This window comes from Sorangium sp. So ce1504 (genome assembly GCF_051521635.1).
Lineage (GTDB): Bacteria > Myxococcota_A > Polyangia > Polyangiales > Polyangiaceae > Sorangium > Sorangium cellulosum_B.
Window position 1 is genome coordinate 344,460 of record NZ_CP150365.1, and the last position, 14,938, is coordinate 359,397.

At 72.8% G+C, this 14,938-nt stretch carries 3 protein-coding genes; 1 reads left to right on the forward strand and 2 read right to left on the reverse strand.

Features of this window, described 5'->3' with window-relative positions; all coding sequences use genetic code 11:
* Nucleotides 1–1,141 precede the first annotated feature (1,141 nt).
* Both WMF39_RS01360 and WMF39_RS01365 read right to left on the reverse strand, forming a co-directional pair.
* Nucleotides 1,142–1,969 carry an enoyl-CoA hydratase/isomerase family protein gene (locus WMF39_RS01360; RefSeq protein ID WP_437743750.1) on the reverse strand — a complete coding sequence of 276 codons (828 nt, stop codon included), beginning with the start codon at nucleotides 1,967–1,969 and terminating at the stop codon, nucleotides 1,142–1,144.
* A 595-nt stretch (nucleotides 1,970–2,564) separates the two neighbouring features.
* Entirely contained in the window at nucleotides 2,565–3,455 is an 891-nt protein-coding gene (locus WMF39_RS01365; RefSeq protein WP_437743751.1) for a 3-hydroxyacyl-CoA dehydrogenase family protein, read from the reverse strand.
* Between the two features lie 251 nt (nucleotides 3,456–3,706).
* Here WMF39_RS01365 and WMF39_RS01370 point away from each other — a divergent pair, with 251 nt between their 5' ends.
* Nucleotides 3,707–14,926, forward strand: coding sequence for a tetratricopeptide repeat protein (locus WMF39_RS01370; RefSeq protein WP_437743752.1), 11,220 nt, complete (start codon nucleotides 3,707–3,709; stop codon nucleotides 14,924–14,926).
* Nucleotides 14,927–14,938: the final 12 nt, after the last annotated feature.

Sequence of the window (14,938 nt, forward strand, 5' to 3'; positions counted from 1 at the left end):
GGTGCTCGGTAATCCCGTTTCGTGCCCGGCGTCAAGGACGTCGCGCCCCGATCGTGGAGGAGGGTGCTCAGCGGGCGCTGCGTGCGGCATGGCATGTCAGACGAGCTCCCCGTCGAGCGCGGGCCAGCTCCGCCTCGCGCGCTGCCCCGCGCGTCGGCCGCGTATCCTGGCGGCGCGATCGCGCGAGCCGGGCGCGTACCCGGGGGCGCGGCCCAGGCGAACCCGGGTGCGTCGACCCGGGGGCGCGAGCTTCCGCCGTGCGCGGTCCGGCCCGCCGCGAGCGCCCTCGTCCGCGGCATCGGTGCGGCGGTGATGCCTGCGCTGGTGGACACCCCGCCCTCTGGGGGCGCTGCCGAGGCGCACGAGGCCACCGCTGCCGAGGCGCGTCGCGCGCCTGTCGGCGCCCCCCATCGAGCAGGCATGGGCGCCGACGAGCGATCGAGGCCCTGTCATGTGCGATGGGCGAGGCCGAGAAATTGACCCAGACGCATCACGCGAAGAGTCGTCGAGCACACGTCTTGAATTATGTCCCCCTTAGATAAAACCTGTTTACTTTGTCGCCGCGCGGGCGCAGCCCCCGTCTCGGTTTGGGCCCGCACGAGGGCCTCTCGTGCGCTTGAATACAGGAGCCGGCGCGTTCCTTCCGCAGTGTGCTTTGTTCGTCCTGGCTCTTTACTCGGGAGCAGGTGTCCGGTGTACGGCCTGCTGCCTCGTGGCCTCTCTTATTGAAGAGATGAGGGATTTCGTGTTCGCTCGTCTCGGAATGCGAGACGAACGCTGCGCTGGGCGCTGTCTCTGGTGGAGGGGTATGCCCGGCTCGAACGTGAATCCCCGCAGATCGGGTGTGTGTGGGTCGCGCGCCCGCCTGGCTGCCTTCGCGCCCGGAGCGCTCTGCTCGCTCGGCGTGCACGCGTTGCACTTTGTTATCGACAATGCGCCTGCGGATGCCACAATCTGACTACCGCATGCGCACCGGCGCGGACCCCCCAGCCCGGAGCGCATGCGGTCTTTCTTCTGCACCGTGGCGGACGTTCAAGACTCCGGCGCGGTTTCCCTGCCGCGGTCATTCTGGGCCCCCCTCCAGCGTGATGCGCGGTATTTTTTTTTGCCCTCGAGCGCGCGGTTCGCGTCTTCCGAGGTGTCACTTTCCGGTGAACGTGGCCTGCGATTTCGCCAGGAACGCTTTCATTCCGACCTGTTGATCTTCGCTGCCGAAGAGCGCCGCGAATGCCTGGGCTTCCAGCTCGTTGGCGGCGGCGAGGTCGAGGCTCTCGCCGCGCAGGAGGACGCGCTTGGCGGCGGCGACGGCGAGCGGGCCGCGCGAGGCGATCTTGAGGGCGGTCTCGTGGGCGCGCGCGAGGAGCTCGGTCGCTGGGAAGACGGCGTTGACGAGCCCGATCGACAGCGCCTGCTGGGCGGTGATCATGTCACCTGAATAGACGAGCTCGCGCGCGCGTCCGGGCCCGACCCGTCGAAGCAGCCGCTGGGTCCCGCCGAACCCCGGGATGACGCCCAGGTTCACCTCGGGCTGGCCGAGTTTGGCGCCTTCGGCGGCGTAGATGAAGTCGCAGGCGAGGGCGAGCTCGCAGCCGCCGCCCAGCGCGAAGCCGTTGACGGCGGCGATCACGGGGAAGGGGGCAGTCTCGATGAGCTCGGCGAGCCGGTGGCCTGCGTCGGCGAACCGCTTCGCGGCGATGCTGTTCATGGTCGCCATCTCCGCGATGTCGGCGCCGGCGACGAACGCCTTGCCGGCGCCGGTCAGCACCGCCGCGCGGACCTCGTTGCCCTCGGCGGGCGCGAGGAGGTCGCGGAAGGCCGCGGTGAGCTCGCCGAGGACGGCGGGGTTCAGGGCGTTGAGTTTGTCGGGCCGCTGGATGGTCACGGTGGCGACGTGATCCGCGCGCTCGACGGCGACGAACTGGAGCGTACCGCGAGCAGGGGCCCCCGGCTGCTGTTCTTGAGCGGTCATGGAGCGTGGTTAGCAGCGCCCCGCGCCGGGGGGAAGCGCCTGCCGTGGGCCAGGGAGGGCGTCATTCCGTGTCCTCCCGATCCCGCTGTGTCGAGGCCGTTGCCGAGCCGACGAGCGAGCGATTTCCAAGCGAGCGATTTCCAAGCGAGCGATTTCCAAGCGAGCGATTTTCCGGAGGAGTCACGCGCCTGTTCCGGGACACGGCCCTTCGCTCGATGATCCGAACTCACCGCTTGAGTGCGGGTGCGCGCGACATGACGGCCCTGCTGCGAGCCGCGTGCAATCGTGGGCAGCCGGGCGGACCGCCCGTCCTCCGAGCCGCACACCCGTGTTCGCCTCGCGCGTCTACCGTCGTCGCTCCCCCGTCATCATCCCCCCCCTGGAGAGAGCCAGGGAGGGAGGGGGCGCCGCGCGGGGGGCCGGCGGGGTAGGGCCCCACGAATCCGAGCGCCGGCCCGCTCCGTGCGACGCCCTCCCGGACCGGCTCCGCCGTTCAGCCGGCCATAGCCCCCCAAAAGGCGCGAGTTCGTGGGAGGGGCCCCCGCCGGCCCCCCGCGCGGCGCCCCCTCCCTCCCTGGCTCCGTGGCAGCCTCCTCTACACCGCCCGCCCGCTCTTCTGCCCCTTCTCGTCGTACACGTAGAACCCCCGCCCGCTCTTCTTCCCGTACCACCCCGCAGCCACCAGGTTCCGGAGCAACGTGGCCGCCCGGTACTTCGAGTCCCCGAACTCCCGGTGCAGCACCTCCGCGATCGACAGCACCGTGTCGAGCCCGATCAGGTCCGCGAGCTCGAGCGGCCCCATCGGGTGGTTCAGCCCGAGCCGCGCCCCTGCGTCGATGTCCTCCGGCGTGGACAGCCCCTCCTGGAGCGCGAAGCACGCCTCGTTGAGGAAGGGGATCAGCATCCGGTTCACGATGAACCCGGGCTGGTCCTTCGAGGTGATCACCGTCTTGCCGAGCCCCACCGAGAGCGCCCGGACGGCCTCGTACGTCGCGTCCGACGTCTGGACCCCACGGACGAGCTCGACAAGCTTCATCAGCGGCACCGGGTTCATGAAGTGCATCCCGATGACCAGCTCAGGCCGGCCGGTCACCGCCCCGAGCCGCGTGATCGAGATCGACGACGTGTTCGACGCCAGGATCGCGCCCTTCGGCAGCGCCGCGTCGGCGAGCTTGAAGATCCCGCTCTTCACCTCGAAGCTCTCGGTCACCGCCTCCACGGCCAGGTCGACCCCGGCCAGGCCCGCCATCCCGTCGGCCACCGCGACGCGGCCGAGGAGCGCCTCCCGGGCCTCCGCGGCCAGCTTGCCCTTCTCCACCTGCTTCGCGAGAATGGCGGCGATCTGGGCCTTGCCCGACTCCGCCAGCGCCCTCGAGACGTCGCACAGGACCACCTCGAGGCCCGCGGCCGCGGCGACCTGGGCGATGCCTCGCCCCATCTGGCCCGCGCCGATCACCCCGAAGCGCTTGATCGTCGTAGCTTCCATGGCCGCGGTTGATAGCCGAAGCCGAGAGCGCGGTGAACCGCCCTCGCCCGCGGCCCGACGGCCCGCCCGCTCGGACGTCCACGCGCCACAGAAGCAGAAGCGCGCGAAAGCTCCGCCCGACCTTCCAGGCCCGCGGGGGCGAGGAACCTTGAAACCGTGTCGTCCGCCCGGCTATCTTCGCCCGGCCCGTGAACGGACCGGACCGAATTCGCGAGGTCCGCGGAGATACGATGAGCGTTGAGACGATTCGGATGGCCCTTGGGCGTCTGCAGGATGAGCCCGAAAACGAGGCAGCCTGGAACGAGCTCGCGGAGGCCGTGACCGCTCCGAACAACGGCGCGGGCCCCGGGGACGTCGAGCGCCTGCTCGGCGCGGCGCGCGGGCGGCACGAGCAGCGGAAGGAATGGCAGGCCGTGGCCCGCCTCCTCGAGCTGGAGATCGCCCTCGCCGCAGGCAGCGCCGTCGAGCCCGCGATGCAGGCCGAGCTCGCCCGCGTCTACCACGAGGAGCTCATCGACGTCGACCGCGCGGCGGCCGCGTACAAGCGGCTGATCGAGCTGCGCCCCGACGACGACGCCGCGGCCGAGGCGCTCGAGACCGACGCCTCGAAGCGCGAGCGGTGGCGCGACCTCGTGGACCGGTACGTGGCCGAGGCCGAGGGCGCGACCGACGGCGCCTTCAAGAGCGCGCTCTACACGAGCGCGGCCGACATCGGCTACCGCTACGGCCGCGCCGAGCTCGGCGCCAGGGTGGCCGAGCTCATCGAGCTCGCCCTCATGCTCGACCCGAAGAACCTCCGCGCGGCCAACCTCGCCGAGATCGCCTTCTCCTCCGCGGGGGACTGGGACGCCGTCGTCCGCGTCCAGTCGCTCGTCAAGGGCGAGGCCCAGCTCAAGGAGGACCGCATCGCGGCGGCCGTCCGCGCGGCGCGCACCGTCAAGGCCCGCCTGAGCGATCCGACCCGCACCGTCGCGGCGTACGAGGAGCTGCTCGACCTCTCGCCCGGCCAGCCCGAGGCGCTCTCGTTCCTGACCGAGGCCTACTCCGCCGCGGGCGACTGGGATCGCCTCGTCGCCCTCTACGAGGACCAGCTCCGCAGCGGCGGCGTGAAGCCCGGCGAGGAGCTCGGCATGCTCGTGCAGATCGCCATGGTCCACTGGCGCATGCGCGGCCAGCCCCAGGCGGCCGAGCCCTATTTCGACCGCGTGCGCCGCGCCGACCCCGCGCACGCCGGGATGCTCAACTTCTACCGCGAGGTGCTCGATCAGCGCGGCGACAAGCCGCGGCTCACGACGATCCTCACGGACGCGCAGCGCGCCGTGCCCGACGGCCCCGAGAAGCGCGCCATCGCCACGGAGCTCGCGCGGCTCGCCGAGTCGCAGGAGAACGCCGCCAAGGCGATCGAGCAGTACAAGTCCGTGCTCCGGACCGACCCGGAGAACCGCCAGGCGCGCGACGCCCTGAAGCGCCTCTACCTGCAGACCGAGGGGTACAACGCCCTCGTCGAGCTCCACCGGCAGGACCTGGAGCGCACGCCCGCCGACGACGTCGCCGGCAGGGTCGCTGTGCTCCGCGAGATCGCCGGCATCTACCGCGATCGCGCCAAGAACGACGCGGCCCTCGTCACGGTCCTCACCCAGATCGTCCAGCTCGACGACAAGGACGTCGACGCCGTGCGGGAGCTGACCCGCATCTACGAGTCGCTCGGGCGCTGGCGCGACCTGCTCTCGTACCAGCAGCGCCTCGCCGAGCTGACCGAGAGCCCCGCCGAGAAGGCGGGGCTCTACCGCGCGGTGGCGCGGCGCTGGTTCGACCAGTTCTCCAACGTCCAGAACGCCATCGCGGCGTACGAGGCGCTGCTGACGGTCGAGCCGATCGACGAGGAGGCGCAGCAGAAGCTCCGCGAGCTGTACCTGAAGCGGCGCGCCTGGCCGCAGCTCTACTCGCTCTACGAGCGCAAGCTCGAGGGCGCCGAGGGCGCCGCGAAGATCGAGCTCCTCGGCGAGATGGCCAAGCTCGCGGCCGAGCGGCTCGACCGCGGCGCGGACGCGATCGCGCTGCAGAAGCGGATCCTCGAGCTCGACCCGAGCGCCCCCGGGGTGCTCGACGCGCTGGAGAAGCAGGCCGAGCGCGAGAAGGACTTCGCCACGGTCGCCGAGGTGCTCGAGCGCCGCGTCGACCTCGCGCCCGACGACGCGGCGCGGCTCGTGTCGCTGCAGAAGCTCGGGGCCGTGTACGCCGAGCGCCTCAAGGATCCGGCCCAGGCGGCGCGGACGTGGCGGCGCGTGCTCACGCTCTCGCCGGGGCACGCGCGCGCGCTCCGCGTCCTGCGCGACGCGTACTTCGCCGCGGGCGACTGGGACGGGCTCGAGGAGCTCTACGCCTCGCAGAACGACTGGGAGGGGCTCGTCGACTTCCTCTCGGGCGCGGCGGACAAGGCGACCGATCCGGCCACGAAGCTCGACATCTCCTTCCGCGCGGCCCGGATCTTCGAGGAGCAGCTCAAGGCGCCCGAGCGCGCGGCGCGCTCGTACGAGCGCGTGCTCAGCGTCTCGCCGAAGGACGCGCGCGCCGCGGCGGCGCTCGTGCCGATCTACGAGGAGGAGGAGAAGTGGGCCCGGCTGCCGGCGCTCTACGAGATCCTCCTCGACGCGACGGACGACGCCGAGGCGCAGGTCGGCATGCTGCGCAAGCTCGCGGCGGTGACGGGCGGGCCGCTCTCGGACAAGCCGGGCGCGCTCGGCTACGCGCGCCGCGCCTACGAGCTGAAGCCGGACGACGACGGGCTCGATCTGCTCGAGGCCTGGTCGCGGGCGGCGGGCTCGTGGGGGCCGTTCGTCGAGGCGGTCGAGGGCCGGCTGCGGACGGCGGAGGACCTCGAGACCGACGTGCAGCGCACGCTGCGGCTGAAGCTCGCCGAGGTGTACGCGCGCGAGATGGGCAAGCTCGACGAGGCGGTGATCGTCTACCGCGGCCTCGTCGAGGACGATCCGTCCGACGACGACACGGTGCGGGCGCTCGACGCGCTCCTCCGCGCGAACGAGCGGCAGGCCGATCTGCGGTGGCTGTTCGAGCTCAGGGCGAGCCAGGTCGGGGGCGAGGACCGCGCCGAGATCCTCGAGGAGTGGGCGACGCTCGAGGAGGAGGTCTTCGGTGACCCGGCGAAGGCGATCGAGCTCCTGCGCAAGGTCATCGCGCTGACGCCCGGGCGCATCAACGCGCTGCGGGTGCTCTCGCGCCTCCTGAACGCCGCGGGCGAGTACGAGGCGGCGTCCGTGATCGTGGCCACGCACCGCGACGTCAGCGAGGGCGACGAGCGGGCGCGCCGCGAGATCGAGCTCGCGACGCTCTACCTGGACCGGCTGGATCGGCCCGCGGACGCGTTCGAGGCGGCGGTGCGCGCGCTCGATCTGTCGGCGCACGACCCGGACGCGATCGCCGTCCTCTCGCGGCTCGTCGAGCGCCCGGAGACGCGCGTGCGCGCGGCCAAGGTGCTCGCCGTCGAGTACGCCGAGACGGGCAACCACCGGCGCGAGGCCATGGCGCTCCGGGTCATCCTCGAGTCGGAGCGGGATCCGGCGCGGCGGCGGGAGCTCTACGTCACGCTCGCAAGCGTCGAGGAGACGAAGCTGCACGCGGCCGGGACGGCGTTCGACGCGCTCCTCCGGGCGCTGCACGAGTTCTCGGACGACATCGAGCTCTGGGATCGCGCCGCCGAGCTGTCGCGGCGCGCCGGCCGCCCGACCGACCTCGCGGAGGCGTACCGCGTGCACCTCGTCGCGGGCCGCACCGAGGGCGACAAGGTGCTCGGCAGCTCCGTGGAGGTCGAGCTCTGCGAGCGCGCGGCGAGCCTCCACGACGAGCAGCTCGGCGACCCGGAGGGCGCGAAGCCCTACCTGGAGCGGGTGCTGAGCCTCGATCCGAACAACCACCGCGCGTTCGAGCGGCTGAAGCAGATCCTGACGGCGGCCGAGCGGTGGGGCGAGCTCGAGGAGCTCTACGACCGCGCCGCGAAGGGCACGACGGACCAGAGCGAGCGCATCGAGCTGCTCAACGAGGTGGCGCTCATCGCCGAGGAGATCATCGGCGATGCCGCCAAGGCGATCGGCTACTACGAGCGCATCCTCGAGCTCGATCCGTTCTACACGGCGGCGCTCGACTCGCTGGAGAAGCTCTACGAGCGCGAGGGCCGCTTCCGCGACCTCGCGGCGCTCCTCGAGCAGCGCCTGAAGACGGCGACCGAGGCCGAGAGCGTCGAGATCAAGCTGTCGCTCGGCAGCATCTACCTCGACCGGCTGCACGAGCCCGATGGGTCGCTCGGGCACCTCGAGGACGTGCTGCGGATCCGCCAGAACGACCCGAAGGCGCGCGAGCTCGTCGAGCGGCTGCTCGACATCGGGGCGCTCCGGCTCCGCGCGGCGCGCGTGCTCGAGGCGGTGTACGAGGCGCGGGACGAGATCCGGCAGCTCGTGCGGGTCCTCGAGATCCGGCGCCAGGGCGCCGAGACCGAGTCGGAGCGGCGCGAGCTGCTCCGCCGGGTCAGCGTGCTCCAGGACGAGCGGCTCAGGGACGACGCGGGCGCGTTCGCCAGCCTGTCGGAGCTCCTGCCGCTCGAGCCGGAGGACCTCGCGGCGCGCGAGCGGCTCATCGAGATCGGCCGGCGCCTCGGCGAGCACGAGCAGGTCGCCGAGGTGCTCACGGCGGCGGCGGACGCGTGCGGGACGGCGACCATCCGCGGCGAAATCCTGATGGAAGTCGCGAGGATCTGCGAGGATCTCCTCGGCGACGCCGACCGGGCCGAGAAGGTCTACCGGCGCGTGCTCGCCATCGATCCGACCGATCCGACGCTGGTGATCCCGGCGGCGCAGGCGCTCGGACGCATCTACGCCGCGAAGGAGCAGCACCAGGCGCTCGCGGGCGTGCTCGCGATCGAGGTGCGCCTCGAGGAGAACGTCGAGACGCGGCGGTCGCTCTACGAGCGCATCGGGACGCTGCACGAGACGGTGCTGGACGATCCGGCCAAGGCGATCGAGGCCTGGCAGGCGCGGCTCGGCGACGACGGCGCCGACGTGGCGGCGCTCGCGGCGCTCGAGCGGCTCTACGAGCGGACGTCGCAGTGGCGGGAGCTCGTCTCCGTGCTCCGGGCGCGGGAGCAGTCGACGACGGAGCCGGAGGAGCGGCGGCGCGCGATGACCAAGGCGGCCGAGACGCTCGCGCAGAAGCTCGCCGACGTGCCCGAGGCGATCAACGCGTGGCGCGCGGTGCTCGACGAGTTCGGCCCGGAGCGCCCGACGCTCGCGGCCCTCGAGGAGCTCTACGAGCTCGACGAGCGCTGGGTCGACCTCGCCGAGACGCTGGAGGTGGACCTGTCCCTCGCGGTGGAGACGCCCGCCCGGCTCGATCTGCTGGCGCGGCTCGGCGACGTGCGGCGGCTGCACCAGGCCGACGCGACGGGGGCGCTCGAGGCGTACCGCCAGGCGCTCTCGCTCGACCCGTCGAACGCGCGCTGCCGCGCGGCGCTCGAGGCGATGCTCGAGCGGGAGGACGCGCGGCGCGACGCGGCCGAGACGCTCGAGCCGCTCTACGAGGCGGACGGCGACGCCGAGCGCCTGCTCCGGGTCCTGGAGATCAAGGTCGAGACCTCGGATCTCCCGAGCGAGCGGCTCGCCACCCTGCAGAAGTCGCTCCGCACCGCGGAGGGGCCGCTCGGCGACACGTCGCGGGCGTTCGGCTACGCGCTCCGCGGCGTGCGGGAGGCGGCGGGCGAGCCCGAGGTGACGACCTGGATCGCCACGGTCGAGCGGCTCGGCGAGGCCACGGGGCGCTGGTCCGAGGTGTGCGAGCTGTTCCAGCGCATCGCGCCGGACATCCTCGACGGCGACGTGCAGCAGAACGTGCGGCTGCGGGTCGGCGAGCTCGCGCGGCACAAGCTCGACGACCGCGAGCTCGCGGTCGAGCAGTACAAGAAGGCGCTCGAGGCCCGCGGGGACGACCGGCGGGCGATGATCGCGCTGGAGGAGCTCTACGGGGAGGCGCGCGACGCCGGGCGGCTGCTCGAGATCCTGAAGCTCCGGGTCGAGCACGCCGAGACCGACGAGGAGAAGACGGGGCTGCTCTTCCGGATCGCCGAGCTCGAGCGGGGCCCGCTCGGGGACCAGGCCGGCGCGATCGCGACCTACGAGACGATCCTCGACATCGCGCTCCACCCGGACGCCATCGCGGCGCTGGACGGCCTCTACCGCGAGGCGGGGCGCTTCCAGGACCTCATCCGGCTCTACGAGCGGCAGCTCGACGTGCGCGCCGGCGACCTCGCCGAGCTGCACGTCAAGATCGCGCTCGTCGCGCACCGGCACACCGAGGACCTGCAGCGCGCGTTCGACGAGCTCTCCGAGGCGCTGCTCATCGAGCCGGCGCACGAGGGCGCGGTCTCGCTGCTCGAGGCGATCCTCGAGGGCTCGGCCGAGGCGGAGCACCGGGCGCGCGCCGGGGAGATGCTCGAGCCGGTGTACCTGCGCCGGGCGGACTGGAACCGGGTGAAGATCGCGCTCGACGCGCGCCTCGCCGCGAGCCAGGACCCGGTCGAGCGCCGCGATCTGCTGCAGCGGCTCGCGACGCTGCACGAGGAGCAGCTCGAGGATTACCGCGCGGCGCTCGAGACGGTGGCGAAGCTCCTCCACGAGGACCTCACCGACGAGGGGGTCTGGGCGGAGCTCGAGCGGCTCGCGAAGGTGGCGAGCGCGGAGCGGCGGCTCGCGGAGATCTACGCGGCGGAGCTCGGGGAGCTCACCTCGGACGACGCGTCGAGCGCGAAGCTCAGCCGGCGCACCGGCGAGCTCTACGCCCAGCTCGGCGACGTGGCCGACGCGCTGCGGTGGTACCGGCGCGCGCACGAGTTCGAGCCGGACTCGCGCGAGCTGTTCGACGCGATCGACGGGCTGCTCGTCAAGGAAGGGCGCCACGCGGAGCGCATCCAGCTCTACCGCGCGGCGCTCGACTACCGGAAGGACGAGGACCGGCTCGACGCCCTCCACACGATCGCGCGCCTGGAGCGGACGGAGCTCCGCGAGCCCGCGCTCGCGATCGAGACGTACCGCGCGGCGCTCGACGTCGACGAGAACGACGCCCGGGCGCTCGACGCGCTGACGGAGCTCTACCGCGAGCTCGACCGGCCGCGCGACCTCGCCGACCTCTACCTGCGCCGGGCCGAGGCGGCCCCGAACGGCGAGCGGGCGGCGCCCTACCGGCTCGCGCTCGCGGCGCTCTTGCGCACGCGGCTCGAGGACACCTCGGGCGCGATCGATCAGCTCGAGGCGATCGTCGGCGAGGTGCCCTCGCACGCCGAGGCGATCCGGGCGCTCGAGGCGCTCATCCAGGACCCGCAGCACAAGGCGCGGGTCGTCGAGATCCTCGGCCCGCTCTACGAGGGGGCGGACGACTGGCGGCAGCTCGTCCGGCTGAACGACGAGCGGTTCGGCCTCGCCTCGGACGCGCGCGAGAAGGTCGCGGTGCTCCGGGAGACGGCGAAGCTCTGGGAGACGCGCGGCAACGACGAGCTGCGCGCCTTCGACGCGACCCGGACGGCGTTCGGCCTCGATCCGGACGACGGCGAGACGCGCGGCGAGCTCGAGCGGCTCGCCGAGCAGCTCGGCGCCTGGGAGGAGCTCGCGGACAGCCTCGAGGCGGGGGTGACCACCACGTCGGACGAGCTCACGAAGCGCGAGCTGCTCTCGTCGCTGGCCAAGGTCTACGACACGCGCATCGACGACCCGCGCCGGGCGCTCCGCGCCTACGCGCGGCTGTCCGCGCTCGACCCGAGCGATCCCGAGCCGCTCGAGCAGATGGACACCCTGGCCGTGCTGCTCAGCGACTGGGACACGCTCATCTCCGTCCTCGAGAAGAAGAGCGAGATGGCGTCGGACGAGGAGAACGCCTCGATCTGCCGGCGCATCGCCGAGACCAAGCTCGAGATGCTCGAGGACACGGAGGGCGCCATCCAGGCGTACGAGCGGGCGCTCGAGCTCGATCCCGAGAGCGCGATGACGATCGACGCCCTCATCGAGCTGCACGAGCCGCGCGGCGCCGCGAGCCGCCTCGTCGAGCTCTACGGCCGGCGCGTCGAGCTCGCGGGCCCCGACGAGGAGGAGCTGCGCTACGACCTCAACGTGCGCGCCGCCGAGCGCTACGAGCGGGATCTCTCGAGCCCGCGCGACGCGATCGCGGCGCTCAACGCGGCGCTCGAGGCGAAGCAGGGCGATCCGGCGGTGCTGTCCTCGCTGGAGCGGCTCTACCGGGCCGAGCGGATGTGGGACGAGCTCCTGTCGAACCTGATGCTCCAGGCGAGCGCGGCCGCGGACAGGGACGCGCGCATCAAGCTGCGGACGGCGATCGGCGACCTCTACGCGGGGGAGCTGGAGAGCCCGAGCGACGCGATCGAGCAGTACCGGCTCGTCCTCGACGAGGACGCGGTGAACGACCACGCGATCCAGGCGGTCCGCGCCATCGGCGAGGGCCGGGAGGAGCTGCGGCTCGACGCCGCCGAGGTGCTCGAGCCCGTCCTCCGCGCGGCCGGCCGCCACGAGGAGCTCGCGGCCGCGCTCGAGCTGCGCCTGCGCGCGCAGACCGAGCCGACCGACCGGGCCGCGACCCTCCTGGCGATCGCCCTCGTGCAGGACGTGCAGCTCGGGCGCCCGCTCGAGGCGGAGCAGGCGCTGCTCCGGGCGCTGGAGGACGCGCCGGACGACGCGTCGCTGCACGGCGAGATCGAGCGGCTCGCGGAGCGCACGGACGGCTTCGGCCGCTACTGCGACGCGCTCGCGCAGCGGGCCGCGGCGACGTTCGACGCGACGATCGCGAAGGACCTGTTCCTGCGGATCGGCCGCATCGCCGAGGAGAAGCTCGGCGACGACCGGCGCAGCGCCCAGGCCTACGCGAAGGCCGTCGAGCACGCCGGCGACACGCCGGAGCTCCTCGAGGCGCTGGACCGGCTCTACGGCCGCCTCGCCGACGAGCGGTCGCTCGCGGACGTGCTCGAGCGCCGCGTCGCGGTCACGCCCGGCGATCGCGACCAGGCGGATCTCTTCTACCGGCTCGCGGTGATCCAGATCGGGTCGTTCGGCGACAAGCCCCAGGGCCTGAACACCCTGCGGCAGGCGCTCGATCGCGCGGTCGATCACGAGCGGGCGAGCGGCGCGATCGAGGCGCTCACCGAGGACCCGGCGCTCTTCGACGAGGCGGCCGAGGCGCTCGAGGGCGTCTACCGGACGCGGGGCGACAACGCCGCGCTGGCGCGCCTCTACGAGAAGCGCATCCGCTTCGCGCCGGGCGGCGCGGAGCGGATCCGCATGCGCCTCGACCTGGCGAAGGTGCTCGAGGTGCGCTCGAACGATCCGAGGGCGGCGCTGGAGACCCTCGAGAAGGCGCTCGCCGACGACCCGTCGGACCCGGACGTGCTCGGCGAGATCGAGCGCCTGGCCCCGCTGACGGGCGGCTGGGCGAGCGCCGCCTCCGCCCTGGAGCGGGCGGTGCGGGCCGGGACCGAGCTCGACGGCGACACGGCGCGCGACCTCTGGATGCGCATCGCCGAGTGGCAGAAGAACAAGGTGGGCGACGCCAAGGCCGCCGAGGCGGCGTACGAGGCGGCGCTCACGCACGATCCCACGAGCGAGCACATCCTGCGGTCGATCGAGGAGCTGCAGCGGGCGCCGGGGCGCGAGCGAGACCTCATCGGCACGCTGCGCCGGATCGCCGCCCTCGACGGCATGGAAGGGAGCGCGGGCGAGCTTCGCCGCGAGGCGAAGGAGCTCGCGGAGCGCGCGCTGGGCGACCGGGAGCTCGTCGAGGCGATCCTGCGCGAGATGATCGCCGCGGACGAGGGCGACACCTGGGCGCTCGCCGAGCTCACGAAGGTGCGGGAGGAGGCGGGCGACCACAAGGAGGTCTTCCGGCTGCTCGTGCGCCAGTCCGAGCTCTACGCGGAGGCCGAGCGCATCCGCGACGCGCGGCACGCCGCCGCGGCGGTCGCGCGCGAGCGGCTCGGCGACGACGCCGCGGCGATCGAGCTCTATGAGACGCTCTTCGAGGCGGATCCGGGCGACGCGCGCGCCGCGACGGCGCTGCGCGAGCTCTACGCGAAGGCCGGCAAGCACAAGGAGCTGCTCGCGCTGCTCGAGCGGCTCACCGACCTGGCCGAGTCGCCCGAGGCCCGCTCGGCGCTGCGCCTCGAGAGCGCGGAGATCTGCCTCTCGCGGCTCGACGCGGTGAGCGAGGCGACCGAGCACCTGCGCGCGGTCCTCGACGAGCAGCCCGACAACGAGAAGGCGACGGTCCTGCTCGCCCAGCTGCTCGAGAAGACCGGCCGCGATCAGGAGCTGTCGGACCTGTTCGTCACGCAGATCGAGCGCGCGAAGGACCGCGGCGACGTCGCGGCGGAGCTCTCGTACAGCGTTCGCCTCGGCGAGGTCTACGAGGCGCGGCTGAACGACACGGCGCGGGCGATCGAGACCTACCGCGCGGTCCTCGAGCGCGAGCCGCGCCACCACGGCGCGCTCCTCGCGCTGGCGCGCCTGCACGAGCAGCGCGGGGAGAAGGCCGAGGCGGCGCAGCGGCTCGAGGTGATCCTCGAGGACGCCCGCGCCGCGGAGGCGGTGGGCACGGCGCTCCGGCTCGCGGATCTGCACCGGTCCCTCGGCGACGAGGGCGCGGTCCGGCGCGTGCTCGAGCGGGGGCTCGCGGCGGACGGGTCGGCGCAGGAGATCAGGAAACAGCTCCTCGCCCTCTACGAGAAGCAGCAGGCCTTCACCGAGCTCGCCGATCTCATCACCGGCGACGCCGAGGCGGCCGCGCAGCCGGCCGAGAAGGTGGCGCTCTACCGCAAGGCGGCCGGCATCCACCTGGCGAAGCGGAACGATCCCGGCCGCGCGGCGGACCTCCTGGTCAAGGCCACCGAGCTCGTGCCGGGCGACCGCGAGCTCCTGCTCGCGCTGTGCGACGCGTACAGCGCCTCGGGCCGCGGCCAGAAGGCCGCCGAGGCGCTCCAGCAGATCGTCGAGTCCTACGGCGGCCGCCGCTCGAAGGATCTCGCCGCGATCCACCACCGCCTCGCCAAGGCCTACCTGGCCGAGGGGCAGCGGGAGCGGGCGCTCGCCGAGCTCGACATCGCCTTCAAGATCGACCCGGGCTCGATCGCCATCCTCCGCGACCTCGGCGTGCTGGCGCTCGATCTGTCGGAGTCGGGCGACGACGCGGCGAAGGCGGCGCACATCGATCGCGCGCAGAAGACCTTCCGCGCCCTGCTCCTCCAGAAGCTCGACGAGGGCGCGCCGATCAGCAAGGGCGAGGTCTTCTATTACCTCGGCGTGATCAGCCACCGTCAGAACGACGACAAGAAGGCGATCCAGATGCTGGAGCGCGCGCTCGACAACGAGCGGGACTTCGCCCCGGCGAAGGAGCTCCTGGCGCAGCTCAAGAAGTGACGTAATCTCGCC

Bases quoted from the DNA above. Each gene is read 5' to 3' on its own strand.
- WMF39_RS01360 (WP_437743750.1), bottom strand. From the start codon at position 1,969: ATGACCGCTCAAGAACAGCAGCCGGGGGCCCCTGCTCGCGGTACGCTC.
- WMF39_RS01365 (WP_437743751.1), bottom strand. From the start codon at position 3,455: ATGGAAGCTACGACGATCAAGCGCTTCGGGGTGATCGGCGCGGGCCAG.
- WMF39_RS01370 (WP_437743752.1), top strand. From the start codon at position 3,707: ATGGCCCTTGGGCGTCTGCAGGATGAGCCCGAAAACGAGGCAGCCTGG.